The following is a 24,954-nucleotide window of genomic DNA, read 5'->3' on the forward strand; positions in this document are numbered from 1 at the left end:
TCCCGCGCGTCCGGCCGGCGCGCAGCGCCGTTTCAGGCGGCGTAGTGGGTGCGCAGGGCGCGCATGTAGGGGACGCAGGCGCGGCGTGATTTCACGGCGGCGCAGGCGTCATCGAGGCTCAGTCCGTGGTGGCGATGCAGGTAGGCGACGGCGACGGTTGGCGCCCGGTTCAGGCCGGCATTGCAATGCAGGTAGACGCGCTCGCCCTTGCCCAGACGGCCGTGCAGATCGGCCAGGATCCGATCGAGCATGCGGCACAGCGCGGCGGCATCGCCATCGGCGATCGGGTAACGGGAGAAGGCGATCGCGACGCGCTCGTAGGCACGGTGCAGGGCGCTCAGCGGGACGCCCTTGCGCTCCAGGTCGAGGTCGTCCTGCAGTGAGATCACCGCGCTGACGCCGCAGGTGTGGCGCAGCCAGGTTGCGTCCTCCGGCGTCGGATACTCGCCAACCGCCAGGGCGGGGAGCACGAAGGCGTGCCCCGGGTGTCCGGCGGGTCGCGCCGCCGGGCCGGCGAGTTGGAGATGCAGGGGCGGCAGGTCGGTGTGATCGGTCATCAGCCTGCGTCCCCGTCGGGCAGGACGCGGATCGAGAGCTTGCCGATCAGCGGTACCAGCGCCGCGTGGGTCTCGGGGCCGCCTTCGATCAGCTTCAGGTGCGTCACGTCGGCCGGCATCTGGTCGAAGATGGCGTCGACGCTCACCCAGCCCTCGCCCAGCCACACCTCGTTCCAGGCGTGATAGAGGAACGCGTCGTTCTGGTAAACGAGTCCGGCGACGACCCGCGCCGGCAGACCGACGGCGCGCGCCAGCGCCGCGTAGAGCACCGCGTGCTCGTTGCAGTCGCCGGCTCGCGTCTGCAGCACCTGCAGCGCATTGGGCAGGGTGGCCGCCGGGCGCTGTTCGAGCGAGTCGTGGACCCAGCGGCGCAGCCGCTCGGCGGCGCTGCGGGGGTCCGTCTCTCCATCGACCGCGGCGGCGGCGGCGGCGCGAACCTGCGGCTGATCGCTCTGCAGGAACATGGTCGGCTGCAGGTCGCCGCGCCACTGCTCGCCGGCGTACGGCAGACGGTAGGTCGCGGCGGGCAGGGCTTCGCGCTGGATGACCCATTCCCCGGCATTGCCGTGTTGGCGTCCGTCGCTCGGGATGGCGACGCCGGCGGTGCCGGTCAGGCGCAGGCGCAGACGATCGCGGCCGCGTGGATCGCTGATGGCGGCGACGGGCACTGCCACGGCGCCCATGAGGTCGAGCGGCGTCTCGCCCCAGCCCTTGGCGACGGCGTCGGCGGGTGACTCGCGTCGCGCCTCGAGACCCATGGGGCCGCGTTCGCGCACGGTACGCCCGTGGTCGTCGAGCCAGACGTCGGATTCCATGCCGCGGAACGACTCGCGCACCTTCCAGGTCGGCACCGCGACGCCGTCCTCCGTCAGCGTCTCACGGCCAACGATCCGCATCGTCATCGGCTGCTGCTGCATGGCGGCCGCGTCGAAGACCTGCACCGTCAGCGTGCGCCCTGCGCGCAGCCCGCCCTGGGTCAGCCGGACGCGTGCCGCGGCCGCCAGATACAGGGGTTGGTCCAGCGGCAGGCGCTGGCTCGAGGTCTGCCCGCCGGTGGTCACGTCCAGCACCAGACCGTGGTTATCGACGCGGCCGCGGGCGGCGAAGGTCCCGAGGTCGCTGGTCAGTGCGACGTCGAAGCGCCGCAGCGACAGGTCGTCCGCCGCGCTGCCGCTGATCGTGGCCTGCACCGTCTGCTCGCGATCGAGCACGGTCAGGCGCAGCACGGAGGTCTCCTCGATGCGCAGGCCGCCGGACTCGGGGACGGCGCGATAGTGCGCGAACCCGATCTTGCTCCCCTTCATGTAGATGCCGGTCCACTCGTCTTCCGCCGCGTCGCCGGCCAGCGAGCCGACCGCCGCGGACACGGGGTTCATACCCTGGTCCGCGCGATGCGGCAGACTGGACGCCGCGAGGGCGATCAGGAGGGCGGCCCAGACGCCGACGATGGCGTAGCGCGTCGCGCGGACCAGGGACGTCATGGCGGAGATGGTGCCAGATGGCGCTGCGGCTCGCCACGGGCGATCTGGCGCACCGGCGCCTGAACGGCCGCGGGCGGGTCGTGATCCGACAGGACGCGATCAACGCGAGGACGCGACGAGACGGAGTGGCGCCGGACCTCCACGGCTCGTTCTCGTTTCGCCAACGCCAGCGACCGTGCGCCTCGGCCCTACCGTCGAACGCCCCCCCTGCCCCTGGATTCCCCGTCTCCGCGCGCACGGATCGGGGCTGGCCCCGGGGCTACGAGCGCGAGCCGCAGCGGCCGCCGCCGCAGTCGGGCCGACCGCAGCCCGCTTCCTCGTAGAGGGCGTAACCGCTGTCGGCCAGGTCGAGGCCGCGCGTCGGGCGGATGCGGCCGCTGATCGTCGTGCCGCAGTGCACGCACTCCCGCGTCTCGCCGTTGCCGCCCACCGCGGTGAGGACCTCGCGCTGGCAGGGCTCGCACCAGCCGAGCGGAAAGTCGAGATCGTCGAACTGCAGCTCGTCCATTGGTCGGGATCCTAGCCCGACCGTCCCATCCGGGGAAGCGCCGTCATGCGCTGGCGGAGCCCCTCATAGACCGCGATGGACACGGCGTTGGACAGGTTCAGGCTGCGCACGTGCGGGGTGAGGATGGGAATGGCGTACAGCCGCTCGGCGTGGAGGGCGCGCAACGCCGCGTCCAGACCGCGGGTTTCGCCCCCGAAGACGAGATGCACGACGGGGTCGGTCAACGGCGCATCGAGATAGCTCCGGGTGGCGCGGGCCGAGAAGCAGACGAGGGTTCGCGGCTGCTCGGCGTCGAGAAAGTGCTGCCAGGAGTCGTGGACGTGCAGGTCGACGAACGGCCAGTAGTCGAGGCCGGCCCGCTTCAGGTAGCGATCCTCGAGCGAGAACCCGAGTGGACGGACGAGATGGAGCGGGATCGCCGTCGCCGCGCACAGACGGGCGATGCTGCCGGTGTTGGGCGGGATCTCGGGCTGCACGAGCACCACGCGCAGCCCGGCGGCGGGCTCAGCGGCGGCCAATGGGGAAGCGCCCCGCCGCCGTGCGGAAGACGAAGCCGCCGTCGTCGACGGCGATGCGGTCGGCGAGCTGGTAGTACGCCGGGCGGAGAAAGCGCGCCGCCTCGCGTCCGTCCTTGACCCGGCAGTACAGGACATCGTCGGCGCCGACCGCCAACGTGCGCGGGTCGAGCGCCTCGCGGCTGCCGTCGTTGAGGTCGATCCACGCCGTGCCGTCGTCGCCGATGGTGGCGCTGATGACGACGTACGGCGTGTCGTCGACCGCGATCGCCGCCCGCTCCTCGGCGACGCGCAACTCGTAGCCGCCGTCGGCCGCGCGCCGCACGCTCTGCGAGAACAGGCGGGCGATGCGCTGATTCTCGATCGGCTGGCCATCGGCGTACCAGCGGCCGTCGCGGCCGAAGCGGATGCTGGCGTTGTGGATGGCGTAGAAGCCGGCGCGCGGCATGTCAGGTCTCGCGCGAATCGAGCAGGATGGTCACCGGACCGTCGTTGATCAGAGCGACCCGCATGTGGGCGCCGAACCGACCGGTGGCGACGGCGACGCCGCGGGCGGCGACCGCCGCCACGACGCGCGCGTAGAGGGGCTCGGCCTGCGGCCCGGTGGCAGCGGAGGTAAATGATGGCCGGCGCCCCCTGCGGGTGTCGGCGTGGAGGGTGAACTGCGAGACCAGCAGGACGCTCCCGCCGACGTCGAGCACCGACGCATCGAGCTTCCCGGCGGCGTTCTCGAAGATGCGCAGCCCGACCATGCGGTCGGCGATCCAGTCGGCGTCGGCGGTGGTGTCGTGCGTGCTCACCCCGACGAGCGCTACCAGTCCGCGGTCGATGCGACCGACGGTCTCGCCGTCGACGAGAACCGACCCGGCGCTGACGCGCTGGAGTACGGCGCGCATCGCGTCAGTCAGCGCGCGCGGCGCGCCCCGCCGGCCATACGGGCACGGCGCTCACCACTCCTCTTCGTCGTCGTCCTCTTCGTCGTCGTCTTCGTCTTCGTCCAATTCCTCGTCTTCCTCGCCCTCCTCGTCCCACTCCTCGTCTTCCCACTCGTCCTCGTCGCCGTCCTCCTCCTCGTCGGACTCCTCGTCCTCGGTCCATTCCTCGTCCTCGTCACGGCGCGGATTCAGAATCCACTGATGCATCTTCTCCTCCTCGCGGGGCGCCGCGGATCGGCGCTTCGCCGCCGCCGGCCGCGTCAGCCGACTGGTTCACATTGCCGCTCCGCGGCGATGCGGGCGTCTCTAACCGCGTGCTCGGAAGTTGTCAATTTTCCACGCGCTGCAGTCGGCGGGCGCGGCCTGCGGCCGCGCCTCTCCGCGTCGCCGGCTCGCTTGACACTGCGGAGCCGCATCTCATAAGCGGGCTCGGTCAGATGATTGAAGCGCCACGGCGAGGGGGGGACACGTGCCGCGTGCTGCGTTGAAGAAGGTGCGCGAGGCGCCGGAGTCGACCAAGGCGCGCATCCTCCGTGCCGCGGAGGCGGTGTTCGCGGCGCGCGGTTTCGACGGCGCGTCGACGCGCGAGATCGCGGCCGCCGCAGGCGTGAACATCTCCAGTCTCCACTACCACTGGGAGTCGAAGGAGACGCTCTACTTCGCGGTCTTCGCGCACGTCTACGACCGCATCCTCGAGCTGGTGCGCTCCTCGATCCCCGACGCCTCGATGGAACGGCCGGCGAGCCGTGAGGTGGTGGACGACGTCATGGGGCGTCTCTACGACTTCTTCGCCGACAATCCGACCATCCCCCGCCTGATGGTGCGCCGTCTGCTCGAGACGGGCACCGACACGAGCGACATCGAGCGCGAGATCCTGTTGCCCGCGTGGCGAGGTTTCGCGACCTGGACGTACGACCTGAGCAAGGTGGTGAGCGCCGAGGACGCGCCGATCATGATGTTGACCGTCCATTCCGTGCTGCTGCTGTTCATGTTGGACAGCCAGCAGTTCGCGGCGCTGCTCGGCGGCAGTGTCCGCAGCCCGGACATGCGAGCGCGTCTCCGGCCGCACATCATCGACCTGGTGCATGTGCTCATCCGCGCCGAGAAGAGGAAGCGAGCGTGAAAGCCCTGATCACCGCGTCGTTCACGCCCGAAGGGGTGGAGCGCCTCCGCCGTCACATGGACGTCGTGCACGAGGATTGGCGCGCCCGGCATTCGATCTACTTCGACGGCGAGGAATTCGCGCGCCGCATCCGCGCCGTCGGGGCGGACATCCTGATCGTCGAGGCCGACCTCGTGCACGACGAGGTGCTGACCGCCGTTCCGCTCCGCCTGATCGGCTGCTGCCGTGGGGACCCGATCAACATCGGCGTCGAGCGCGCCACGGCGCTGGGGATTCCAGTGCTCTTCGCGCCGGGTCGCAACGCCGATGCGGTCGCCGACCTGACGCTGGGCTTCATGCTCGCCCTGGCACGCCACATCTACACCGTGAACGCGTTGCTCAAGTCGGGACAGATGACCTTCTCCGCGACACGCGATTATCTCGACATCTACAACACCTACGGCGGCTTCGAGCTCGGCGGGGTAACGGTCGGCGTGGTCGGATTCGGCGCCATCGGACGCCGCGTCGTGCGGCGGCTGCGCGCCTTCGGCAGCCGGGTCCTCGTCTTCGACCCATTCGTCGCCCCCGAGGCGGTGCGCGACGCCGGGGCCGAGCCGGCCGCCCTCGATGACCTCGTCCGCAGCGTCGACATCCTGACCCTGCACTGTCCCGACACGCCCGAGAACTACGGCCTGATCAGCGCCGAGCGGATTCGCGGCATGAAACGGGGGGCGTACGTGCTGAATCTGGCGCGGGCGGCGATCGTCGACGACGAGGCGCTCTACGCGGCGCTGCGCGACGGCGATCTCGCGGGTGCGGCCTTGGACGTCTTCGCCGACGAGCCGGTGCGGCCGGAGAACCGCTACGTGCGGCTGCCGAACGTGCTGGTCGCGCCGCACCTCGGCGGCGCGACGCGTGACGTCGTGCGACATCAGACCGAGATGATCGTCGACGGTATCGAGGCCTGGCTGGGCGGCGAACCGCCCCGCCACATCGTCAATCCCGCGGTTCTCGGGCGCTGAGCGGCCAATGGCGGCGATCGCCGTCTTCGACGCCGGCACTGGCGGGGCGAAGTGCACCGTATTCGATCTCACCGGCAGGCTGCGCGGCTACCACAGCGAGGCGTGGAGCTACAGCGTGCGCGCCCATCGCGATGTGCCGCTGGTGAAGGAATACGCGTTCGACCCGGATGCCTTCTGGGGTGCCCTGGCGCGCTGCATGCGGATGGCGCTGGCGCAGTCGGGCGTCGATCCGGCGGAGGTGATCGGCGCCGTGACCACCAGTCAGCGCGAGGGGTGCGTGTTCCTCGCCGCCGATGGGCGCGAGATCTACGCCGGCCCGAATCTGGACAGCCGGGGATTCATGGAGGGTCTGGAGATCCTCGGTAGCCTCGGAGCGGAGCGCCTCTACGCGATCACCGGCCACTCGGCGCCGTTCATCTTCCCCCTGGCGCGCTATCTCTGGTACCGCAAGCAGGGCGGCGAGCCGGTGGCGCGCATCCTGATGATCAACGACTGGATGAGCTTCCGGCTCTGCGGCGCGCTGGCGGCGGAACCGTCGAACGCCAGCGAGTCGATGCTGTTCGATTTCCGCGCCCGGCAGTGGTCGGAGGAGATCCTGGAGCGCTTCGCGATTCCGCCTGGCATCCTGCCGGCGATCGTCCCCTGCGGCGCGGCGATCGGCACCGTGAGCGCGGCGGCTGCGGCGGCGACGGGCCTGCGTGAGGGCACGCCGGTGTTCGCCGGCGGCGCCGACACGCAGTGTGCGCTGTTGGGGGCCGGCGCGGTGGAGGTTGGCGACACGGCGGCCATCCTCGGCACGACGACGCCGGTACAAGCGGTCGTCGGCGCACCCCTCCTCGATCCGACGGCCAATCTCTGGGCCGGGTGTCACGTCGTACCCGAGCGCTGGGTCATCGAGTCCAACGGCGGCAGCACCGGTGATGCCTATCTCTGGTTGCTCGATCTGCTGGTCGGCGGCGATGGTGATCGCTTCGCGCGCGCCGAGGCGCTGGCGGCGGCGGCGGCCGACGGCGCCGCGTATGCCTTCATCGGCCCGCGGGTGTTCGACCTCACGCGCATTCGCCCCGACATGCCGGGTGGCATCCTGTTTCCGTTCCCCACGCTGCAGTTGCGGCCGAGCGCCGGCGAGCTGTTGCGCGCCTTCCTGTCGAGCATCGCCTTCGCGGTGCGCGCGAATGCAGCGCAGATCGCCGCCGTGACTGGGCGACCGGCGGCGGAGATCATCGTCGGTGGGGGGATGTCCCGCAGCCCGTTGCTCGTGCGCCTCGTCGCCGACAGTTGTGGGGTGCCGGTGCGACGGGCGCTGGAGCCGCAGAGCACGGGACTGGGATGCGCGATGCTGGTCGCGGTTGGCGCCGGGGCGCATGCCGATCCGGCGAGCGCCGGACGCGCCATGTGCCGTCACGAGGTGATCGCACCCGACGCGGAGCGGCGTGAGGCGCTCGAGTCTGGCTTCCGCAAATGGCGCGAGCTCTACGACAACCTCGAAACCCACTCGATCTGAGAGGCCGCTGCCATGGAGTTGATTCACGCCGCCTACGAACCCGCGGGCCCCGGTCCGCATCCGACGTTGATCGCGCTGCACGGCTGGGGCGCCAATGCCCTCGACCTGCTCGGCCTGGCACCCCATCTCGGCGACGGGCAGATCCTCGTGCTCTGCCCCCAAGGCCCGCTCGAGGTGCCGATCGCTCCCGGGATGAACGGCTATGGGTGGTTCCCCATCACCATGGGGGCGCCACCCGACCCCGGAACATTCGCGCGCTCCGTCGACGCGCTCGACGGCTTCATCGGCGCCGCGCAGCGGCGGTATCCGATTGCCGGCGACCGGCTGGCGCTGCTCGGCTTCAGTCAGGGGGGTGTGATGGCGTACGCGCTGGCGCTCCGGCACGGTCGGGCACTGGCCGCGGTGGCGGCGCTGTCCACCTGGTTCGCGCCCGGCCTCGGCGGGGCGGCGTCGCTGGAGGGCCTGCCCGTGCTCGTCCAGCACGGCACGCGCGACGAGCTGATCGACGTATCGCGCGGCCGGGAGTCGGTCGAGGCGCTGAGGGCCGCCGGCGCCGACGTGCGCTACCGCGAGTACGAGATGGGTCACGAGATCACGGCCGACAGCCTGCGGGAGCTGGCGGCCTTCCTCGGCGAACAGTTGTTGCCGCGGATCGTGTTGCCCTGAGCCGGGGAGCGACCGCCGCGCCGGCGGTCGCTCCCCGGCTCGCGGTCACTGCTTGGCCGCGAGCAACGTGGTGACCAGGGTGTCGCCGACCATGGCGCCATCCAGGGTTGGGAAGGCGGTGGCGAGCGCGCTGCGCAGCGGCGCGTTGGGGTTGGTGATGATCGCGTCGCAATCGACGCCGGAGCCGCTCACCTTGGTGACGCACTGGGTGGTGCCGCCGCAGGTCGCGCCGTCCTTGATCGCGTCGCCGGCGGTGTTGTTGACGTCGTAGATCGCCACTTCCGCCGAACCCGAGGTGGTCGGCGCGATGTTCGCCGTGCCCTTCTCCAGATCGTCGTCGGTGCACGGCAGGCAGTCGGGTCCGTAGTCCGCGTAGAGACACTTGCCGTTGCGCATCGGCTTGCTCGTCGTGCACGCGGCGCCGTCCTGCAGCAGGCCGATCGAGGAGCTGTTGACGAGGAGCACGGCGCCGCGCGCCGCCTGACCGCCGGAGAAGGTCACGATGCGCGGGCTGTTGCACGCGGCGGGAGTCACCGCCGGCGGGAAGTGCGTGTTGTTCTCGGTCGAGCACAGGGCACCACTACCCTCGCGGCAGGCCGAAGAGTGGATGTAGCGGCCGGCGGTGCTGGTGTCGTCGCATTCCGGATCGTCGGGAAGCCCCGAGGCGGAACCGCCGTTGCCAGGGCTTCCGGGCGTGGTGTTGTGATCCTGTTCGACCTTGAAGTTGATGTCGGTGAGTCCCTCGCTGCCGCAGCCGATCACGCCAACGCCGGAGATGCCGGGGCCGAAATCGTCGACCGGCACGCCGCGCACGCAGGCGCAGGCGATGCCGAACACGGGCACTGGATTGAACTGCACGTCGGCGCCCTTGATGACCACCGGAATCTCACCGGCCTTGAAGATCTGGGCGCCGTCCTTGCCGATCACCGGCACGTCGCGATAGGCGCCGACGGTCAACACCTGGGTGCCGCTCAGTTGCAGTGGGATGGCCAGGGTTCGGACCTGCGCTGTTGCCTTGGCGCGGGCGGGATCCAGCTCGGTCACGCGGCGGGTTTCCAGCGTGCAGTTGGCGGCGCAGCCGTCGCCGCCCTGGTTGTTGCCGTCATCGCACGTCTCGCCAGCGACGTTCATCTGGCCGTCGCCGCACACCTCGTTGCCGCCGATCGGGCTGCAGCCGGCGAGCGCGGCGTTCACCGCCGCGATCAGCTCGTTGATGGCGACGGAGCCGTCGCCGTTGACGTCGCAGGGCGCGCAGGAGGGCACCGTCGCGCTGCCGAGGGCGATGTTGACGCAGAGCACGAGCTCGTTGATGGCGACGTCGCCGCCGCCATCGCAGTCGCCGGCGCAGCGCTCCTCGGCACCCGCGCCGCTGACTCCGCCCATCATGAGAAGCGCCGCCGTCAGGGCGGCGAGTCGGGGATGACGCATCGGGATCCTCCAGAGCCAAGAAAGAAGGGGTGATGCGTTGTCGCATCACCCCTTCCGCTCATGTTGCGATCACCTGAGGCGGTCTCGTCTTACTGGTTCGAGAACACCGTGCAGGTCACGTTGTCGCCGATCTGCGCCGCGTCGATCGACGTGAAGCAGACGCCGAGCGAGCCGCCCGACAGAGTTCCGGGAGGGCAGCCGGACTCGGGGCACGGCGTCAGCTTGCTGCAGTCGAAGGCCGAGCCCGTCACCGACGTCGCGCACGGCGCGCCGAAGCAGCTCTGGTCCTTGTCGATCACTGCGTTGCCGTTGTTGGCGTCGAACAGCGCCGCTTCGGCGCTTCCGCTCGTGGTCGGGTTGGTCTCGGTGTTGCCCTTCTGCAGGTCGTCGTCGGTGCAGGGCAGGCAGTCCGGCCCGTAGTCCTCGTAGACGCACTTGCCGTTGCGCATCGGCTTGTTGGTGGCACAGGCGCCGGCATCCGACAGCAGGCCGATCGCCGTGCTGTTGACGATGTACGCCGAGCCCTTGGGGGCAGTGCCGCCGCTGAAGGTGAGGATCCGCGGGCCATTGCAGGCGGCCGGAACCACTCCAGGGGGGACGTGCGTGCTGTTGTTGGTCGAGCACCGCTCGCCGACGCCCTCGCGGCACGCCTCTGACGTTCCGCCCGCGGGCAACGGGGCCGTGTCGTCGCACTCCGGATCATCGGGCGTTCCCATGCGGAAGTTGCCCTTGCTGCCCGGCGCGGTGTTGTGGTCCTGGACCATCCGATAGCTGATGTCCGTCAGGCCCTGGTCGCCGCAGCCGACCGATCCGCTGGCTGAAATGCCGGGGCCGAAGGCGTCGACCGGGATGCCGCGCACGCAGGCGCAGACGAGACCGGTCACCTTGACTGGATCGAACTTCAGCTCCGAGGCCTTGATCACCGCCGGGATCTCGCCCGCCGGGATGACGCCGCCGCCCACCTGGGTGGTGGCCGTGGCGCGCGCGTGCCCGGTGCGGAAGGTCTGCTGGCCGGTGAGGTTCAGGGTGATCGGAAGCGCTTCGGTCTGCACGGTCGCCACGGTCTTCTCGGGATCGAACACACCGACGCGCGCGTCCTCGGTGGTGCAGTTGGCTGCGCAGCCATCACCGCCGAAGATGTTGCCGTCGTCGCACTCCTCGCCCTCTTCCTTGGTGCCGTTGCCGCAGATCGCGCCCGACGTGCCACCGCACCCTTCGAGAGCCTTGTTGACCGACGCGATCAACTCGTTGATCGCCACCTCCCCGTTGCCATTCACATCGCAGGACGGGCAGGCGGAGACCTGCGAGCTGCCGAGCGCGATGTTGACGCAGGTGATCAACTCGTTGATGGCGACCGAGTTGTCGCCGTTACAATCTCCTGGGCAGGTCTGAGCCGTACCCGCGCTGCTCCAGAACAGCGCGGCACACCCGACCGCCATCCACATGAATCGCTTCATGAACGCTCCCTTCGTTTTGCGCCCGAGGTAGTTGCCGTAATCGACCGGATTACGTTCATTGAAATACGTTTGAAAATTTTGTGTCAAGGGTTTCACGCTGCGGCGCTCCAGCGAAGCGGATCGACATCGAATTCGCGGACCGTCCGCGCCCCGGCCCCGGCCATGGGCGTTCGGATGTGGGTGGAGCCGTCTGCCTCGACTTGCTCGCGCATTCGGCGTGTGGTACCCGACTGCGATTGCTGGCGGCTCGGAGCCAGCAATCCCCATACACCTGATCCCCGGTAGCTCAGTCGGTAGAGCGATCGGCTGTTAACCGATTGGTCGCTGGTTCGAGTCCGGCCCGGGGAGCCTGCGGAGGGGGCGGGTTGCTACGGCAACCCGCCCCCTCGACGCTACTGAGATGGCTCCCTCAGCGCGCATCACGCCGCGCGGCGCGAGAGGGGAGGAAGGAGAGGCGGCGAGCGGATTCGAACCGCTGCATGGAGGTTTTGCAGACCTCTCCCTTAACCACTTGGGTACGCCGCCGTACCGGAGGCAGCTAACACGGGCGCTCCAGCGCCGCAACCGCGGCGCGGCCGTCGCGGACGCGATTCGCGCCCTCGGTTCGATCACCGCTTGCCTTTGGCGCGCTTGCGAACCGATCCTTTGGTCTTGGCGTCGTCATACCGCTCGAGCCCTTCGTTGAGCAGCGCGACCACCACCTCGCCCTTGCCGGCGTTGAGCAGATCGACAACGTCGTCGATGCGCTGGATCAGATCGACGGGCACCCGTACGGACAGCAGCTTCATCGGAACGAGCTCGCTGCGTTCCTTGAGATCCTCGAGCTTCAGGTCACGCTTCATCAGTCTCCCCTCGCTGAGCCGCTCGGCAGCCAGTTGCCGAGCTAGACAATCTGCTGTCTATCGGCGGTGCTGCGGCAAAGCAAGGCTGCTGACACGCTGCTAGTCGCACGCGCCGCAAGCGGCATTGACAACGCCTGCGAGCATTGGGGAGGATCTCCCCGCCGTGGACGCGCGCAGCGCCGCGGCGGTGTCAGGCGACGTGACGCAGCGCGCCCTGTTGCGCCGCGTGCGCTGCGATCGCCGCCCAGCCATCCCGGTACGGGGCATAGCGTCCCTTGTACTGGCGGCGGCCGCCGTGCAGCGAGAAGGTCTTGCCGCTGACGGCCTCCCAGGGGATGACGAAGACCTCGTCTCTGCCGGCGTCCTCCAGACGGGCACCGAAGCATACGAAGAAGTCCGTGTAGCGATCCCGTAGCTGGCCGTGGTGATGAAAATTGAAGTGCCACGTTTGATACCGGTATTGGTACCGGCGGCCCGCGACGGTGACGCAGTGGCGGCGCATGCCGGGAAACGCGACCCGCAAGGTGACGCGGGTGGTCCCGTTGACCAGGAGGTCGTACCCGGCGGCGCTCGGGAATGGACGCACGGAGAGTCCCATGCGTCGGAGGCGCGCGGCGACCCGCCGCTTGGGCAGGTCGTGTTTGGCAAGTCTGTTCACGCTCGCTTTGACGCCGCGGAACTCCAGCTTATTCGATGCGCTCTCTGATCTGATGCCACGGCGTGGCGCCGATGCGGCGAGGAAGGAGGAGATGGCGGCGGAGTGACTCGAACACTCGACACCGGGATTATGAGACCCGTGCTCTAGCCACCTGAGCTACGCCGCCCGCGAGGTTGGTTAGTGGACGGGTGCCGCCCGGTCAAGACGACCCATTCACTCCAGCGCGTCGGCGACGACGTGGCGCTGGCCGCGACCGATCTGCCAGACGGTGCGCGCGTCGATTTCGAGGCAACTGAGGCGGTTGCCATAGACGAGTCCGGTGTCGAGGCCGACCTTGTACGGCAGGTCGACGAACACGTCGCGGTGGGGCGTGTGCCCGAAGAGCACCGTGTAGGGGAACGGATGCGCCTGGGCGATGAAATCCTCGCGGATCCAGAGGAGATCCTCCTCCGACTGCGAGGCGAGCGGCCGGTTCGGGCGGACGCCAGCGTGGACGCAGAGGAAATTGTCGAAGTACGCGTGCGTCCGGAGTCCGGCCAAAAAGGCACGGTGCTCGGCCGGCAGGTGTCGCGCGACGGCCGCGCCCGACAGTCCGTGGCAGCCGTAGCTGGCGAGCGTCGCGTCGCCCCCATTCCACAAAAAGGCGTCGCCGTGACGGCCGGGCTCTCCCATGAAGGCGAGGAACATGTCCTCGTGATTGCCCTTGAGAAAGATGCACTCCGGCCCCTCGCGGCGCAGGCGGAGCAGGCGGTCGACGACGCCGCGCGGGTCGGGGCCGCGATCCACGTAGTCGCCGAGGAAGCAGATCGCGTCTCCGGCGCCGGGAGCCAGGTGGTCGAGGAGGCGCTCGAGCTCGTCGCGACAGCCGTGTACGTCGCCGACGACGAAGCGTCTCCCGACGCTCATGACGCCTTGCCCGCCCTGTCTGGTTCCGCGAGCAGAGCGTCGGCGAATGCCGGATCGGCAAGGATCTGCCGCATGGCGGCGTAGGGGTCCAGTGCGCCCTGCTCGACTGCACGGACGACCGTGGCGCAGGTGGCGCCGGCGAGGGCGCGGCTGGCGCGACGATCGAGCTCGTCGCGCAGGGTGTGCATGAGCTCACTGCGGCGGCCGGCCGCCATCCTTCGGGCTCCCTCGCCGCTGGCGTCCAGATAGGCGCGGTGCGCCGCCACCTGCGTCACGAGCTCGGGGATGCCCTTGCCCTCGACGGCGACGGTCAACAGCACCGGCACGTTCCAGCCGGACGGTGGCCGCAGGGTCAGCGTCAGTTCCAGCTCCGACTTCATGCGCGCCGCGCCCTCGCGATCGGCCTTGTTGACGACGAAGATGTCGGCGATCTCCAACAGTCCTGCCTTCATCGCCTGTACGGTGTCGCCGGCCTCGGGCACCAGCACCACGATCACCGTCTCCGCGAGGCGCATGACGTCGAATTCGTTCTGCCCGACGCCCACGGTCTCGACGATGATGGCATCCTGACCGAACGCGGCCATCAGCCGGGTCACCTCGCGCGCCGCCCGCGCCAGGCCGCCGACATTGCCGCGCGCGCTGAGGCTGCGGATGAACACGCCGGCGTCGAGGAAGTGGCCCTGCATGCGGATCCGATCGCCGAGCACGGCGCCGCCGGAGAACGGACTCGATGGGTCGACGGCGACCACGCCCACGCGCTGTCCCGCCTGCCGGAACGCACCGATCAGGCGGTCGACCAGCGTCGACTTGCCAGCTCCCGGCGGTCCGGTGATGCCGAGCACCCGCGCCTGCTCGCCCCGGCCGTGCAGGCGGGCCATGATCTCGGCCGCTTCCGGGTCGCGGTTCTCGACCAGGGTCAGCAGCTTCGCCAAGCCGACTCGGTCGCCGGCGAGCATGCGCTCGAGAAGCGCGGCCGTCCGCTCGGTCATCAGGCGTGTCCTACCCTGCCCATTGGCGACGCACAACGCCGCCGTTCCCGCTGCGGGTTTCTGCTGCGTGTCGCTGACACTTTGAAAAGTCCGGGTCATTAGCTTTGAAGAATGTCCGCTGTTCGTGGATGCCATTCAGGCCCGCGGAAGGGACGCGGGGCGGCCTGGGGCGGTGGGGGTGCGCCGGGGTGGGCGGTGCGGGCCGGAACCGAGCCGGGCACCGCGGCGGGGGGTGGCGGCGCGCGGCGGCGGGGTGGCGAGCGCGGTGCCGTCGGGTTCGTAGCGCGCGAGGAGCCGGCCTTGGTAACTCACCCCGAAGCGCCCATCGGGAAACTCGTGCACCAGCACCGGGCAGCGGACGTAGTGCGCTCGGTCGCCGGTGCGCGGGAGTTGGAGGGCGAGGCGCCGGAACGACACGGTGCTGTCGTTTTGCACCGTGCGCGCATGCTGTACGGACAGCAGCAACTCGAGATCGACTCCGACCACCGGAATGAAGGCACTGCCGGTCTGCGCCGGGGCGACGGTGAAGCGGGCGTTGAAGTCGGGGACGAACACCTCGGCCAGATAGCGATTGGCCGCCGCATAGCTGGTGATGCCGGCGTGGCGGAGCTCGGCCGGCAAGCGGCCCTGCACCGTCCCGAAGGCGCGCTCACTGCGGCCGCGCGCTTGCGGGGAGTAGGCGAGAATCTGCCGAATGCCGAGCACCTTCAGGGCCCGGCTCACCTCGCCCTGATGCTCCGTGGTGGCGCCGCCCCCGGCCGTGGGCGTATGGCAGAAGTGGCTGCCGCGGTCGGTGTAGAGCTCGGCGAAGCGGCCATAGGTGCGCAGGATGTGCGCCACGGCCGCGAAGGTGGATGCGGTCCCCTCTTCGGGCACGAACGCGGCGTAGAGCATCCGGCTGTCGGCATCGTCGAGCGCCACCACCAGATCCTGCGGCGGCAGCCCGGGCAGCCAGTCGTGCCGCGACGCATCCAAGTGCACCATCTGCCCGCGCAGCGCCCGCCGCTCACGGCGCCGCCGATACCTCCCCCGCGCCCCCCCTGTCGGGGCCAACCCGGCGGCCTGCAACGTCAGCTTCGTCCACGTGTACGACACCGCCACGCCGTGCCTCGCGCTCAGCTGCTCCCAGAAGTGCTGGACGCTGTAGTCCGGGTATTCCTCGCGCTTGAGCCGACAGATCTCCTCCAGCGTGGCCACTGCAATGCGCTGCCGCCGCGGCGTGCGCCCGCGCTGGTCGAGCACCGCATCGAATCCCCGGCGCTCCACCTCGCGCTTGAGCCGCCGCATCTGGCGCGCGCTCATGCCGCAGATATCGGCTGCTTGCACCCACGTGAGCTCCCGCGCGATCGCTCGCAGGATCACTTCGCGTCTGGTCATCGCCTTCACCTCTCTCGCCACCGCTCGCTCCAGGGACACCATCCCCGAGCCGGTAGCCGGTTAAGGCGGACATTCTTGAGTGCTTATACCCCCGGACATCTTGAGTGCTGCCTACACGGGTTTCTGCTGCGTTGCGCCAACCGCCGTCGCTTGCTAGCCGCCGACCATGCAGTGGTTCTGGCGCTATCCGATGCTGCCGGTCGGGCTCGTGCTCATCGTTCTCGGGGTCGGCAACTGGAGCGTCAGCCAGCCGAAAGTCGCCGAGTACACCCGCCGGGCGAGCGCTCCGGATCCGATCGATACCCGCTCCTCGTTCGCGGATTTCGCCCGCCTCACGGCGCGCACCAACAGCGGCGTGCTCGAGGGGCTGCACCGCGGCACCGGCGACTATGGTGACGCCGAAGCCAAGCGAGACCTCTACACCGTCCTCGACAGCGGTGGCCGCTTCATCGCGATGCTCGGGCTGCTCCTCGCCGGTATCGGCCTCATCCAGCACTGGCGTCACCGCGGGCCCGCGCGCGCCGACGGCACCAGCGGCTGGATCTGACCTCTCGCTACGCGGCGGATTCGCCCGGGTCGCGTCGCGGCTGGACCTGGTCGGAGCGTACGTTGAGGACGGTGACGCGCAGGCCGCGCGACGTCCAGCCGACGTCGAATCCAACCCGCATGCCTTCGCGCAGTTCCTCGAAGCGGCGGACCGTGCCGCTGATGATCACATGCGCCGCGGCGAACGGGATCTCGCGGCCCGAATCCGATCGCACCATGCCCAGGCCTGCACTGGGGAACAATCGGCGTATCGTCCCCACGTAGAAGGGTTCGCGGTGCGGCTCGGGCGCTTCGGCCATGCGGCTCACCGCGACGGGGCGCCCTCGAGCGCCAGACCGGCGTCGCCGAGGCGCGCATAGGAGAGGTGCCTGAACGACGCGTGCGATGCCGCGAGCTCGGTGAAGACCGCGCTGGCGTCGGCCGGCACCGCCGGTCCGCCGAGGTCCCGCCGCAGCTCGCTCAACACCTGCCAGCCCGGGCGCGCCTGGCCGGGCGGTGGAATCGCTTCGCGGACCCGCTGCACCCGGCGGCTTCGGTTGATGAAGGTACCGTCGGTCTCGGCGAAGCTGCCGATTGGCAGCAGCACGTCGGCGATCTCGGCAGTGCGGGAGAAGTGCGTATCGAGCGCGACGACGAACTCGACCGAGTCTGCGAGCGCGTCGAGCAGCGACTCGCCGCAGGGCCCGAGGAGGTCGCTGCGCAGCAGCGCCAGGACGCGGATGGCGCCCGACCGGGCCGCGGCGATGACCGCGTCCAGGCCGGCGTCCGACGCGAGGAGGCGCAGGCCGGCGCTGTTCGGATTCTTGTCGGCGTCGATGAGGAAATCGTCGTGCAGGGCATCGGCCGGCGACCACGAGAGCGCCGCAACACGTGCCTGCAGGTGCCCGCGGAAGAGGCGATCGGCGAGGAAGACCTCTTCATTCGTCGCCTGCGCCGAGATCACGGCGGCCACGGCGTTCGGACCGTGTGCCGCGATTGCGGCGCGTATCCGCTCGACAACCTCGACACGGGCATCATCCCACCCGCGCACGGCCCAGCGGTCGCCCTCGCGGCTCACCGGCTGCAGCAGCCGGCCCTCGCCCTGGTAACGCTGGTAGCTGAGGCGACCCTCGTCGCACATCCAGTACTGGTTGACGTCGGGGTTGTGGCGGGGCCGGAACCGGTACATCTCGCCGCGCCGGTGGTGGATGTCGATGTTGCACCCGGTAGCGCAGGTGGCGCACACGCTCGGTGTGCGCTCCAGGTACCAGACGCGGGCCCGGAAGCGGAAGTCCTTGTTGGTGAGGGCGCCGACGGGGCAGATGTCGGCGACGTTGCCCGAGTAGTGGTTGTCCAGGCGCCTGCCCGGGAAGAGATCGATGGCGCAGTGGTTGCCGCGCTCGAAGACCCCGAGCTCGCTGGTCTTCGTGACCTCGTCGAGGAAGCGGACGCAGCGCGTGCAGAGAATGCAGCGCTCCTGGTCGAGCATGATCAGCGGTCCGATATCGAGCGCCTTCTCCTTGTGGACCTTGTCCTCGAGCGCGAACCGGCTCTCCTGCCGGTCGTAGTCCATGTAGTAGTCCTGCAGCTTGCACTCGCCCGCCTGGTCGCAGATCGGACAGTCGATCGGGTGGTTGATCAGCAGGAATTCGAGGACCGCGGCGCGCACTTCCTTCACCCGATCGCTCTGCGTGCGGATCACCATGCCCTCGGTGGCGCGCGTGTTACACGCGATCTGCAGCTTGGGCATCTTCTCGATCTCGACCAGGCACATGCGGCAGTTGCCGGCGACCGTGAGACCGGGGTGATAGCAATAGTGCGGAATCTCGATGCCGAGGCGCTCGGCCGCCTCGATCAGGTTGACACCGTCCTCGACGGTGATGCGCTGGCCGTCGATCTCGAGCGTGGGCATGGCGGGTCCTCAGGCCTGCGCCGCGGCTGCGGCCGGATGCAGGCGATCCCCGCGCGCGGGACAACCGCCGGTCTCGACGTGCCGCTCGAATTCCGGTCGGAACTTGCTGAGGAAGCTCTGCACCGGCATGGCCGCCGCATCGGCGAGGACGCAGACGGTGTTGCCGATCATGTTGTCGGCGACCCGGCGCAGCAGGTCCACGTCCTGCGGCCGCGCGCCGCCGTGCTCGAGCCGCATCAGCAGATCCTCCAGCCACCCCGTCCCTTCGCGACAGGGCGTGCACTGGCCGCACGACTCGTGACGGTAGAAGCGGGCAATGACCTGCAGTGCCCGGACCATGCAGGTGTCCTCGTCCATGACGATGATTCCGCACGAGCCGAGCAGCGAGCCTGCCTTGGCCACCGATTCGAAATCCATCGCGACGTCGATCTCGCCAGCCGTGAACACCGGCACCGACGAGCCGCCCGGGATGACCGCCTTCAGCGCCTTGCCGTCGCGGATGCCGCCGGCGTGCGTGTAGACGATCTCGCGCAGCGACGTGCCCATCGGCAGCTCGTAGACGCCCGGCTTGTTCACGTGTCCGCTGACGCAATAGAGCTTCGGCCCCGGGCTCTTCTCCGGGCCGATGCCCTTGAACCAGTCGGCCCCGCGGCTGACGATCGCCGGCACGCAGGCGAGCGTCTCGACGTTGTTGACGATGGTGGGCGACGCGAAGAGCCCGTGAGTGGCGGGGAACGGCGGCTTGATGCGCGGGTAGGCGCGCTTGCCTTCGAGGGACTCGATGAGCCCGGTCTCCTCGCCGCAGATGTAGGCGCCGGCGCCCCGGTGCACGTAGATGTCGAGATCGTAGTCGGTGCCGTAGATGCGGCGTCCGAGATGGCCCTTCGCGTACGCTTCCGCGAGCGCCTCCTCCAGCACCTTGGCGCCGAAGGCGAACTCGCCGCGGATGTAGATGTACGCGGTGTGGCTCTGGATGGCGTACGCGGAGAGCAGCGTGCCCTCGATCAGCAGGTGCGGGTTGCGCTCGATGATCTGCCGATCCTTGAACGTCCCGGGCTCGCTCTCGTCGGCGTTGACGCACAGGTAGCGCGGCTTGGGATTGTCCTTGGGCAGGAAGCCCCACTTCACGCCGGTCGGGAAGCCGGCGCCGCCACGACCGCGCAGGCCCGATGCCTTCACCAGTTCGACCAGCGCCGCCGGCTCCATTCCGCCGAGCGCCTGGCGCGCCGCCTGGTAGCCGCCGTCGCGTTCGTACACCTCGAGGCGCCGCAGATCGGGGACGTCCTCGTGCCGCAGCAGGATCTTCTCGCTCATCGGGACTGGAAGCGGTGTTGACGACCGGCAACCGCTCAGGCGGGCTCGGTCACCTCGCCGGCGAGTCGCTGTTTCGAGTGCTGAATCTTGCGTTGCAATGCCATCAGCCCGTCGAGGACCGCCTCCGGACGCGGCGGGCAGCCCGGCACGTAGACATCGACCGGGATGATGCGGTCGATCCCCGGCACGGTGGTGTAGTTGTCGTAGAAGCCGCCGGTCGAAGCGCAGGCGCCGAACGACAGCACCCACTTCGGCTCGGCCATCTGCTCGTAGACGCGCCGCAGGATCGGCGCCTGGCGGCAGGTGACGGTGCCGATCACCATCAGCAGGTCGGCCTGCCGCGGCGTGAAGCGCGGCAGCAGGGCGCCGAAGCGATCGATGTCGTAGGGCGACATCGTCAGGGACATGAACTCCATCGCGCAGCACGCCGTGGCGAAAGGGTACGGAAACAGGGAGAACTTCCGCGCCCACCCGACCGCCTTGTCGACGGTGGTGAGGATCACGCTGTCGTCGAGCAGCGCGTGCTCGTTCTTGCCGGGACTGATCTCCCGCAATTGCATGGCCGACGTGTATCGAGTGCTCCCTGGGGAGTCAACGCGGTGTCCATTGCGTTTGCCGACCTGCCCCACTATGGCCACCGCCATGTCCCGGTTCGCCGATGTGTCTGATCACAGCCGCTTCGCGCCCGAGAAGATGACCAAGAACAACCTCTTCACCACCGAGCGATTGTTCTGCGACGTCTACTGCTTCGAGCCCGGTCAGGAGCAGACCGCCCACACCCATGCGGGGTCGGACAAGGTCTACTACGTGCTCTCCGGCACGGCGTGGATCCGCATCGGCGACGAGGAGCGCGAGGCTCCGGCCGGAACCGCGGCGCTGGCGCCATCCGAGGTGCCGCACGCGGTTCGCAACCCCGGACCAGAGCGCCTGCAGGTGCTGGTGCTGATGGCGCCGAAGCCGCGCTGATCGCCAGCCGCCGCGACGGCTCGCCGCGCCCATCCTCGCTCCCGGGTCGCGTTGCGACCGCAAAACGCCGGTGCTACGGTCGCGGATCGTCTCGCGATTCGAAGGAGGCACCACTCGGCCATGGCTGTGATCCCCGCCACCCAACTGCGCGCCGGCATGCTCATCACGTACAATGGTGAGCTGCATCGGGTGACCAACGTCGTGCACGTCACGCCCGGCAACTGGCGCGGCATGGTGCAGACCAAGCTGCGCAACCTGCGCAGCGGCACCCAGACCGAGAACCGCTTCCGTTCGGAGGACAAGGTCGACCGGGTCACCCTCGAACAGCACGACATGGAGTTCCTCTACCAGTCGGACGACCAGTACCACTTCATGAACACCGAGAACTACGAGCAGTTGGCGCTCGATGCCGAGACGCTGGGCGATGCGACCCAGTACCTGATCCCGAATTTCCGCCTGATGGTGGAGTTCTACGACGGGCGGCCGGTCGCCGTGGCGCTGCCGAAGACGGTGGATCTGAAGGTCGTCGATACGGCGCCTGGAATGAAGGGCGCGACGGTGACGAATCAGCTCAAACCGGCGACCACCGAGACCGGTCTGGTGGTCAACGTGCCGCCCTTCATCGACGTCGACGACGTCATCCGCGTCGATACGGAGAACGGACAGTACCTGTCGCGCGCGAAGTGATCCGCGTCAGTCCGACACGAACGTGTGGCTGATGCTGTCATAGCGGTAGATGCGGCCGGTTCCCCGGCTCGATACCGCGGTACCCGTGAACGACATGGCGTCACCGACCATGTCCACGGTCACGGTCCCTGACACCGACGTCGCCGGTGTCGTGACCGTCGTCGGCCCCACGGCATTGAAGGTCACATACTGCTGGAAGGTGGCGTAGTGGGCCTCTTCCGCTTTGACGGCGTTGGCGAGGTCATGGATCGCCGCCGCGTCATAGGCCTGCTGCCGGTAGCGGCTCATCCCCTGAACCGCGATCGCGGCCAGGATGCCGATGATCGCGACCACGACCAGAAGCTCGATGAGGGTGAACCCAGCCTGCCCTGCGGGATTCTCGCGCTGCTCCTCGGCGTTCATGGCAGCAATTGTTGCAAGGAGCGTACCCGTTAGCAGGCATCGGCTATTGCACGTGCGCTGCCGAACACGGGTGCGGCAGGTGCCGGGATGACGAAAAACGTCACCGCTGCGTCCCGTCCGCGTGCCGGTGGGTGCCGCGCCGCGCCGTTCCGCCGTGCGATCTGACGTGCGGTCACGCCGGCTGCATCGCCCGCCGCAGGACGCGCACGTGATAGTCGATGCCGGACCACAGGCTCAACACCAGCGACGGCCAGAGGAAGTACATTCCCCCGGCGAAGAAATCGATGCCGAAGAACGTGTAGTGCAGCAACAGCCCGTGGAGGGCGAGCATCTGGAAGATGGTCTTGTACTTCCCCAGCTCCTCGGCGGCGAGGACGATGCCCTCGCCGGTCGCCATCGCGCGCAGCCCCGTTACCGCGAGCTCGCGCCCGACGATCAGCACCACCACCCAGGCCGGCACCCGCGGCGTGCGCGGCATAGCGGTCAGCATGACCAGTGCGGCCATGACGATGAGCTTGTCGGCCAGTGGATCGAGCAGCTTCCCCAGCCGGCTGGTGATGCCGTAGCGGCGGGCGAGATAGCCGTCGAAGAAGTCACTCCAGCAGGCGAGGAAGAAGGTCAGCGCCGCGAGCATCGCGCCGGTGCGATTCGGACGCAACAGCAGGAGGACCATCACCGGCACCAGCAGGATGCGAAGGATGCTGATGAGGTTCGGGACGTGGCGGAGCGGGATCAGACCCTCCGCCTCGCGGGGAGCGCTCATGGCCGGCGATCTCCACTCGCCGAGGCCAGCGCGCGTGGCTCACGGCGCGCGATACTGCTCGCGATACGCCAGTACGCGTTGCAGGTACTCGATCGTCTCCGGATACGGGGGCACCCCGCCATGGCGGCTCACCGCGCCGTCGCCGGCATTGTAGGCGGCAAGCGCGAGGCGCACATTGCCATTGTACTGGTCGAGCAGCAAACGCAGGTGGCGCACGCCGCCTTCGATGTTCTCGCGCGGATCGAACACCCGCCACACATTGTGGCGCCGCGCCGTGGCGGGCATGAGCTGCATGAGTCCGAGCGCCCCTTTCGGCGAGCGCGCGTACGAGACGAAGTTGGACTCGGTGCGGATGACCGCCTTCACCAGGGCCGGATCGACGCGGTGGCGGACCGCGACCTCGGAAATGATCGGCTCGAGCGCCTCGCGCCGCGCCTTGCTGCTCGCCGAGTCCTGGCGGCCGCGGTAGAACCGCATCGTCGGGAACCCCGCCGTGCTGGGTGCGTAGCGGGTGTACCCGGGATTGGCGGGGGCGTTGCTGAAGAACAACCGGCCGCGGGCATCGCGGTACATGTAGATTTCGGCGGAGGCCGTGGACGGCAGCCATGACAGCCACCCACACAACACCGCCAACAGACCCACCGTCCACCGCATCGCGAGGCGGAGAATAGGTGCCGCCTCCGGCCCGTTCAAGCGGAATTTTGCCTCCCTTGCCTGCCTATCGGGGCGGTGAGATATGCGCGCCATGGACGCTGATTTCCTGGTCATCGGCAGCGGTCTCGCCGGCCTCACCTTCGCCCTGCAGGCGGCGCGCTCCGGCGATGTGCTGGTGCTCAGCAAGGACGTGCTCCCGGAGAGCGCGACGCGCTATGCGCAGGGCGGCATCGCCTCGGTGTGGAGCGCCGACGACTCCTTCGAGGCGCACGTCGAGGACACGCTGATCGCCGGCGCCGGACTCTGCCATCGCGAGCTCGTCCAGTTGGTGGTGCGCGAGGGACCGGCGCGGATCCGCGACCTCATCGCCCTCGGCACCCACTTCTCGCGCCGCGACCATCAGGACGATCCCGAGTACGACCTGGGCCAGGAGGGTGGGCACAGTCACCGCCGCATCCTGCACGCCTCGGATGTCACGGGCCGCGAGATCATGCGCGCCCTGGTCGCCGCCGTGCGCGCGACGCCGAACATCCGCGTCCTCGAGCGCCACCTGGCGATCGACCTTCTCACCGACGCGGCACAGGACCCGACCGCGCAGCGCGTCTCCTGCTGGGGCGCCTATGCGCTGTCGCGCGACACCGGCGCCGTGCTGACCCTGACGGCGCGGGCGACGCTGCTCGCCACCGGCGGCGCCGGCAAGGTGTATCTCTATACGTCGAATCCGGACATCGCGACCGGCGACGGCATCGCCATGGCGTACCGTGCCGGCGTGCCGATCGGGAACATGGAGTTCATCCAGTTCCACCCGACGTGCCTCTACCATCCGGCGGCCAAGTCCTTCCTGATCAGCGAGGCGCTGCGTGGCGAGGGCGCGATCCTGCGCCGGCCCGACGGCACTCCCTTCATGAGCACGTACGACCCGCGCGCCGAGCTCGCGCCGCGCGACATCGTCGCCCGCGCCATCGACAGTGAGATGAAGGTGCGCGGCTACGACTGCGTCTTCCTCGACATCTCGCACCAGCCGCGCGACTTCCTCCTCTCCCGCTTCCCCACCATCCACGCGCGCTGCCTCCAGTACGGCATCGACCTCACCCGCGAGCCGATCCCGGTCGTGCCCGCCGCGCACTACTGTTGCGGCGGCACCGTCACCACCGCCGACGGCGCCACCAGCGTCCGCCGCCTGTACGCCGCCGGGGAGGTGGCAATGACCGGCCTGCACGGCGCCAACCGCCTGGCGTCGAACTCGCTGCTCGAGGCGCTGGTCCTCGGCCACCGCTCCGCCGAGCACGCGGTGGCCCTGGTGGCCGCCGAGTCGCGCCAGCCGCCATCGTTCCCCGACTGGAACCCGGCCGGCGCCACCGATAGCGACGAGTCCGTGGTCGTCACCCAGAACTGGGACGAGATCCGCCGCTTCATGTGGAACTACGTCGGCATCGTCCGTTCCAACCGCCGCCTCGCCCGCGCCCTGCAGCGCATCGAGGCGTTGCGCGAGGAGATCGACCGCTACTACTGGGACTTCATCGTCACCGGCGACCTGATCGAGCTGCGCAACCTCGCCGTCGTCGCCGAGCTGATCATCCTCTCCGCGATCCGTCGCAAGGAGAGCCGCGGCCTCCACTACACGATCGACTACCCGGCGACGCTGCCCGAGGCGCGCGACACCATCATCTGGCCGGCGGAACGGTTCGCGCCCGATGCGGAGTTCCTCGCGTCCCTGCACCGGCGTCGGACGTCGGGCACCTGACCGGGATCGGCCGCCAGCATCGCTGACCTCTCGGCGGCGA

The 24,954-nt window shown here is 69.3% G+C and carries 27 protein-coding genes, 3 tRNA genes and 1 pseudogene; 9 read left to right on the forward strand and 22 right to left on the reverse strand.

Going from position 1 to position 24,954, the window contains the following annotated elements:
* Nucleotides 1-32 precede the first annotated feature (32 nt).
* From KF840_22550 to KF840_22575, 6 genes are all read right to left on the reverse strand, one after another.
* Nucleotides 33-557, reverse strand: a complete 525-nt coding sequence (locus KF840_22550) for a dual specificity protein phosphatase family protein (GenBank protein MBX3027689.1) — start codon at nucleotides 555-557, stop codon at nucleotides 33-35.
* Complete coding sequence (locus KF840_22555) at nucleotides 557-2,038, reverse strand: transglutaminase domain-containing protein (GenBank protein ID MBX3027690.1); 1,482 nt, start codon at nucleotides 2,036-2,038, stop codon at nucleotides 557-559. Before KF840_22555 ends, KF840_22550 begins: the two co-directional genes overlap by 1 nt.
* A 259-nt stretch (nucleotides 2,039-2,297) precedes the next feature.
* Nucleotides 2,298-2,546: a hypothetical protein gene (locus tag KF840_22560; protein ID MBX3027691.1), complete on the reverse strand. Its 249-nt coding sequence runs from the start codon at nucleotides 2,544-2,546 to the stop codon at nucleotides 2,298-2,300.
* A gap of 11 nt (nucleotides 2,547-2,557) precedes the next feature.
* Nucleotides 2,558-3,199, reverse strand: a complete 642-nt coding sequence (locus tag KF840_22565; protein ID MBX3027692.1) for a tRNA (cytidine(34)-2'-O)-methyltransferase — start codon at nucleotides 3,197-3,199, stop codon at nucleotides 2,558-2,560.
* A 311-nt stretch (nucleotides 3,200-3,510) separates the two neighbouring features.
* Entirely contained in the window at nucleotides 3,511-3,957 is a 447-nt protein-coding gene (dtd, locus tag KF840_22570) for a D-tyrosyl-tRNA(Tyr) deacylase (GenBank protein MBX3027693.1), read from the reverse strand.
* A gap of 51 nt (nucleotides 3,958-4,008) precedes the next feature.
* On the reverse strand, nucleotides 4,009-4,203 hold the full coding sequence (locus KF840_22575) for a hypothetical protein (GenBank protein ID MBX3027694.1): 195 nt from the start codon (nucleotides 4,201-4,203) through the stop codon (nucleotides 4,009-4,011).
* Nucleotides 4,204-4,465: 262 nt separating this feature from the next.
* On the opposite strand from KF840_22575, the gene KF840_22580 reads away from it, so the two are divergent.
* The 4 genes from KF840_22580 (at nucleotide 4,466) to KF840_22595 (ending at nucleotide 8,290) form a co-directional block, all read left to right on the forward strand.
* Nucleotides 4,466-5,119, forward strand: a complete 654-nt coding sequence (locus KF840_22580; GenBank protein MBX3027695.1) for a TetR/AcrR family transcriptional regulator — start codon at nucleotides 4,466-4,468, stop codon at nucleotides 5,117-5,119.
* Nucleotides 5,116-6,120, forward strand: coding sequence for a 3-phosphoglycerate dehydrogenase (locus tag KF840_22585; protein ID MBX3027696.1), 1,005 nt, complete (start codon nucleotides 5,116-5,118; stop codon nucleotides 6,118-6,120). The genes KF840_22580 and KF840_22585 overlap by 4 nt, the downstream gene beginning before the upstream one ends.
* A 7-nt stretch (nucleotides 6,121-6,127) precedes the next feature.
* Nucleotides 6,128-7,624 (forward strand): FGGY-family carbohydrate kinase, encoded by a 1,497-nt coding sequence (locus KF840_22590; GenBank protein MBX3027697.1) that lies wholly within the window; start codon nucleotides 6,128-6,130, stop codon nucleotides 7,622-7,624.
* A 66-nt stretch (nucleotides 7,625-7,690) separates the two neighbouring features.
* Nucleotides 7,691-8,290, forward strand: a complete 600-nt coding sequence (locus tag KF840_22595) for a dienelactone hydrolase family protein (GenBank protein ID MBX3027698.1) — start codon at nucleotides 7,691-7,693, stop codon at nucleotides 8,288-8,290.
* Nucleotides 8,291-8,335: 45 nt separating this feature from the next.
* Here KF840_22595 and KF840_22600 read toward each other — a convergent pair whose 3' ends face one another.
* Both KF840_22600 and KF840_22605 read right to left on the reverse strand, forming a co-directional pair.
* The gene (locus KF840_22600) at nucleotides 8,336-9,718 is read right to left on the reverse strand and encodes a hypothetical protein (protein MBX3027699.1); all 1,383 of its coding nucleotides are present in this window, start codon (nucleotides 9,716-9,718) and stop codon (nucleotides 8,336-8,338) included.
* Between the two features lie 1,097 nt (nucleotides 9,719-10,815).
* Nucleotides 10,816-11,442 (reverse strand): annotated as a pseudogene (locus KF840_22605) (hypothetical protein).
* Nucleotides 11,443-11,450: 8 nt separating this feature from the next.
* On the opposite strand from KF840_22605, the gene KF840_22610 reads away from it, so the two are divergent.
* Nucleotides 11,451-11,523, forward strand: a tRNA-Asn gene (locus KF840_22610).
* Nucleotides 11,524-11,627: 104 nt separating this feature from the next.
* Here the strand turns inward: KF840_22610 and KF840_22615 are convergent.
* The 7 genes from KF840_22615 to KF840_22645 form a co-directional block, all read right to left on the reverse strand.
* A tRNA-Cys gene (locus KF840_22615) sits at nucleotides 11,628-11,700 on the reverse strand.
* Nucleotides 11,701-11,783: 83 nt separating this feature from the next.
* Nucleotides 11,784-12,017 carry a hypothetical protein gene (locus KF840_22620; GenBank protein ID MBX3027700.1) on the reverse strand — a complete coding sequence of 78 codons (234 nt, stop codon included), beginning with the start codon at nucleotides 12,015-12,017 and terminating at the stop codon, nucleotides 11,784-11,786.
* A gap of 190 nt (nucleotides 12,018-12,207) precedes the next feature.
* Nucleotides 12,208-12,615 (reverse strand): hypothetical protein, encoded by a 408-nt coding sequence (locus KF840_22625; GenBank protein ID MBX3027701.1) that lies wholly within the window; start codon nucleotides 12,613-12,615, stop codon nucleotides 12,208-12,210.
* A gap of 152 nt (nucleotides 12,616-12,767) precedes the next feature.
* Nucleotides 12,768-12,841: transfer RNA gene (locus tag KF840_22630), tRNA-Met, on the reverse strand.
* 47 nt (nucleotides 12,842-12,888) lie between these two features.
* Nucleotides 12,889-13,581 carry a serine/threonine protein phosphatase gene (locus tag KF840_22635; protein ID MBX3027702.1) on the reverse strand — a complete coding sequence of 231 codons (693 nt, stop codon included), beginning with the start codon at nucleotides 13,579-13,581 and terminating at the stop codon, nucleotides 12,889-12,891.
* A complete protein-coding gene (meaB, locus tag KF840_22640; GenBank protein ID MBX3027703.1) occupies nucleotides 13,578-14,537 on the reverse strand; it encodes a methylmalonyl Co-A mutase-associated GTPase MeaB in 960 nt (319 codons plus the stop codon). The genes KF840_22635 and meaB overlap by 4 nt, the downstream gene beginning before the upstream one ends.
* A 168-nt stretch (nucleotides 14,538-14,705) precedes the next feature.
* The gene (locus tag KF840_22645) at nucleotides 14,706-15,947 is read right to left on the reverse strand and encodes an ISNCY family transposase (protein ID MBX3027704.1); all 1,242 of its coding nucleotides are present in this window, start codon (nucleotides 15,945-15,947) and stop codon (nucleotides 14,706-14,708) included.
* Between the two features lie 166 nt (nucleotides 15,948-16,113).
* On the opposite strand from KF840_22645, the gene KF840_22650 reads away from it, so the two are divergent.
* Nucleotides 16,114-16,494 (forward strand): hypothetical protein, encoded by a 381-nt coding sequence (locus KF840_22650; protein MBX3027705.1) that lies wholly within the window; start codon nucleotides 16,114-16,116, stop codon nucleotides 16,492-16,494.
* Between the two features lie 7 nt (nucleotides 16,495-16,501).
* On the opposite strand, the gene KF840_22655 is transcribed toward KF840_22650, so the two are convergent.
* The 4 genes from KF840_22655 to KF840_22670 are packed head-to-tail and all read right to left on the reverse strand — an operon-like array spanning nucleotide 16,502 to nucleotide 20,258.
* Entirely contained in the window at nucleotides 16,502-16,792 is a 291-nt protein-coding gene (locus tag KF840_22655) for a hypothetical protein (protein ID MBX3027706.1), read from the reverse strand.
* A gap of 5 nt (nucleotides 16,793-16,797) precedes the next feature.
* On the reverse strand, nucleotides 16,798-18,384 hold the full coding sequence (locus tag KF840_22660; GenBank protein MBX3027707.1) for a molybdopterin-dependent oxidoreductase: 1,587 nt from the start codon (nucleotides 18,382-18,384) through the stop codon (nucleotides 16,798-16,800).
* A gap of 9 nt (nucleotides 18,385-18,393) precedes the next feature.
* Nucleotides 18,394-19,698, reverse strand: a complete 1,305-nt coding sequence (gene nuoF, locus KF840_22665) for an NADH-quinone oxidoreductase subunit NuoF (GenBank protein MBX3027708.1) — start codon at nucleotides 19,696-19,698, stop codon at nucleotides 18,394-18,396.
* Nucleotides 19,699-19,733: 35 nt separating this feature from the next.
* Nucleotides 19,734-20,258 (reverse strand): NADH-quinone oxidoreductase subunit B, encoded by a 525-nt coding sequence (locus KF840_22670; protein MBX3027709.1) that lies wholly within the window; start codon nucleotides 20,256-20,258, stop codon nucleotides 19,734-19,736.
* Between the two features lie 82 nt (nucleotides 20,259-20,340).
* Here KF840_22670 and KF840_22675 point away from each other — a divergent pair, with 82 nt between their 5' ends.
* Nucleotides 20,341-20,664: a cupin domain-containing protein gene (locus tag KF840_22675; protein MBX3027710.1), complete on the forward strand. Its 324-nt coding sequence runs from the start codon at nucleotides 20,341-20,343 to the stop codon at nucleotides 20,662-20,664.
* Nucleotides 20,665-20,784: 120 nt separating this feature from the next.
* Nucleotides 20,785-21,351, forward strand: a complete 567-nt coding sequence (gene efp / locus KF840_22680) for an elongation factor P (protein MBX3027711.1) — start codon at nucleotides 20,785-20,787, stop codon at nucleotides 21,349-21,351.
* Nucleotides 21,352-21,357: 6 nt separating this feature from the next.
* Here the strand turns inward: efp and KF840_22685 are convergent, their stop codons facing one another.
* The 3 genes from KF840_22685 to KF840_22695 form a co-directional block, all read right to left on the reverse strand.
* A complete protein-coding gene (locus tag KF840_22685) occupies nucleotides 21,358-21,753 on the reverse strand; it encodes a prepilin-type N-terminal cleavage/methylation domain-containing protein (protein ID MBX3027712.1) in 396 nt (131 codons plus the stop codon).
* Nucleotides 21,754-21,925: 172 nt separating this feature from the next.
* The gene (gene pgsA / locus KF840_22690) at nucleotides 21,926-22,516 is read right to left on the reverse strand and encodes a CDP-diacylglycerol--glycerol-3-phosphate 3-phosphatidyltransferase (GenBank protein ID MBX3027713.1); all 591 of its coding nucleotides are present in this window, start codon (nucleotides 22,514-22,516) and stop codon (nucleotides 21,926-21,928) included.
* A 39-nt stretch (nucleotides 22,517-22,555) separates the two neighbouring features.
* On the reverse strand, nucleotides 22,556-23,263 hold the full coding sequence (locus KF840_22695) for a lytic transglycosylase domain-containing protein (GenBank protein MBX3027714.1): 708 nt from the start codon (nucleotides 23,261-23,263) through the stop codon (nucleotides 22,556-22,558).
* Here KF840_22695 and nadB point away from each other — a divergent pair.
* A complete protein-coding gene (nadB, locus tag KF840_22700) occupies nucleotides 23,262-24,914 on the forward strand; it encodes an L-aspartate oxidase (protein ID MBX3027715.1) in 1,653 nt (550 codons plus the stop codon). The two genes, KF840_22695 and nadB, sit on opposite strands and share 2 nt — an antisense overlap.
* Nucleotides 24,915-24,954 lie beyond the last annotated feature (40 nt).

The sequence above is a fragment of the bacterium genome, from assembly GCA_019637795.1.
Taxonomy (GTDB): Bacteria; Desulfobacterota; Binatia; order HRBIN30; family CADEER01; genus JAHBUY01.

Coding starts and splice junctions, on each gene's coding strand:
- KF840_22550 (MBX3027689.1), bottom strand. CDS start 557: ATGACCGATCACACCGACCTGCCGCCCCTGCATCTCCAACTCGCCGGC.
- KF840_22555 (MBX3027690.1), bottom strand. CDS start 2,038: ATGACGTCCCTGGTCCGCGCGACGCGCTACGCCATCGTCGGCGTCTGG.
- KF840_22560 (MBX3027691.1), bottom strand. CDS start 2,546: ATGGACGAGCTGCAGTTCGACGATCTCGACTTTCCGCTCGGCTGGTGC.
- KF840_22565 (MBX3027692.1), bottom strand. CDS start 3,199: ATGTCCTGTACTGCCGGGTCAAGGACGGACGCGAGGCGGCGCGCTTTC.
- dtd (MBX3027693.1), bottom strand. CDS start 3,957: ATGCGCGCCGTACTCCAGCGCGTCAGCGCCGGGTCGGTTCTCGTCGAC.
- KF840_22575 (MBX3027694.1), bottom strand. CDS start 4,203: ATGCATCAGTGGATTCTGAATCCGCGCCGTGACGAGGACGAGGAATGG.
- KF840_22590 (MBX3027697.1), top strand. CDS start 6,128: ATGGCGGCGATCGCCGTCTTCGACGCCGGCACTGGCGGGGCGAAGTGC.
- KF840_22600 (MBX3027699.1), bottom strand. CDS start 9,718: ATGCGTCATCCCCGACTCGCCGCCCTGACGGCGGCGCTTCTCATGATG.
- KF840_22620 (MBX3027700.1), bottom strand. CDS start 12,017: ATGAAGCGTGACCTGAAGCTCGAGGATCTCAAGGAACGCAGCGAGCTC.
- KF840_22625 (MBX3027701.1), bottom strand. CDS start 12,615: ATGGGACTCTCCGTGCGTCCATTCCCGAGCGCCGCCGGGTACGACCTC.
- KF840_22635 (MBX3027702.1), bottom strand. CDS start 13,581: ATGAGCGTCGGGAGACGCTTCGTCGTCGGCGACGTACACGGCTGTCGC.
- meaB (MBX3027703.1), bottom strand. CDS start 14,537: ATGCTCGCCGGCGACCGAGTCGGCTTGGCGAAGCTGCTGACCCTGGTC.
- KF840_22645 (MBX3027704.1), bottom strand. CDS start 15,947: ATGACCAGACGCGAAGTGATCCTGCGAGCGATCGCGCGGGAGCTCACG.
- KF840_22650 (MBX3027705.1), top strand. CDS start 16,114: ATGCAGTGGTTCTGGCGCTATCCGATGCTGCCGGTCGGGCTCGTGCTC.
- KF840_22655 (MBX3027706.1), bottom strand. CDS start 16,792: ATGGCCGAAGCGCCCGAGCCGCACCGCGAACCCTTCTACGTGGGGACG.
- KF840_22660 (MBX3027707.1), bottom strand. CDS start 18,384: ATGCCCACGCTCGAGATCGACGGCCAGCGCATCACCGTCGAGGACGGT.
- nuoF (MBX3027708.1), bottom strand. CDS start 19,698: ATGAGCGAGAAGATCCTGCTGCGGCACGAGGACGTCCCCGATCTGCGG.
- KF840_22670 (MBX3027709.1), bottom strand. CDS start 20,258: ATGCAATTGCGGGAGATCAGTCCCGGCAAGAACGAGCACGCGCTGCTC.
- KF840_22675 (MBX3027710.1), top strand. CDS start 20,341: ATGTCCCGGTTCGCCGATGTGTCTGATCACAGCCGCTTCGCGCCCGAG.
- efp (MBX3027711.1), top strand. CDS start 20,785: ATGGCTGTGATCCCCGCCACCCAACTGCGCGCCGGCATGCTCATCACG.
- KF840_22685 (MBX3027712.1), bottom strand. CDS start 21,753: ATGAACGCCGAGGAGCAGCGCGAGAATCCCGCAGGGCAGGCTGGGTTC.
- pgsA (MBX3027713.1), bottom strand. CDS start 22,516: ATGAGCGCTCCCCGCGAGGCGGAGGGTCTGATCCCGCTCCGCCACGTC.
- nadB (MBX3027715.1), top strand. CDS start 23,262: ATGGACGCTGATTTCCTGGTCATCGGCAGCGGTCTCGCCGGCCTCACC.
- KF840_22695 (MBX3027714.1), bottom strand. CDS start 23,263: ATGGCGCGCATATCTCACCGCCCCGATAGGCAGGCAAGGGAGGCAAAA.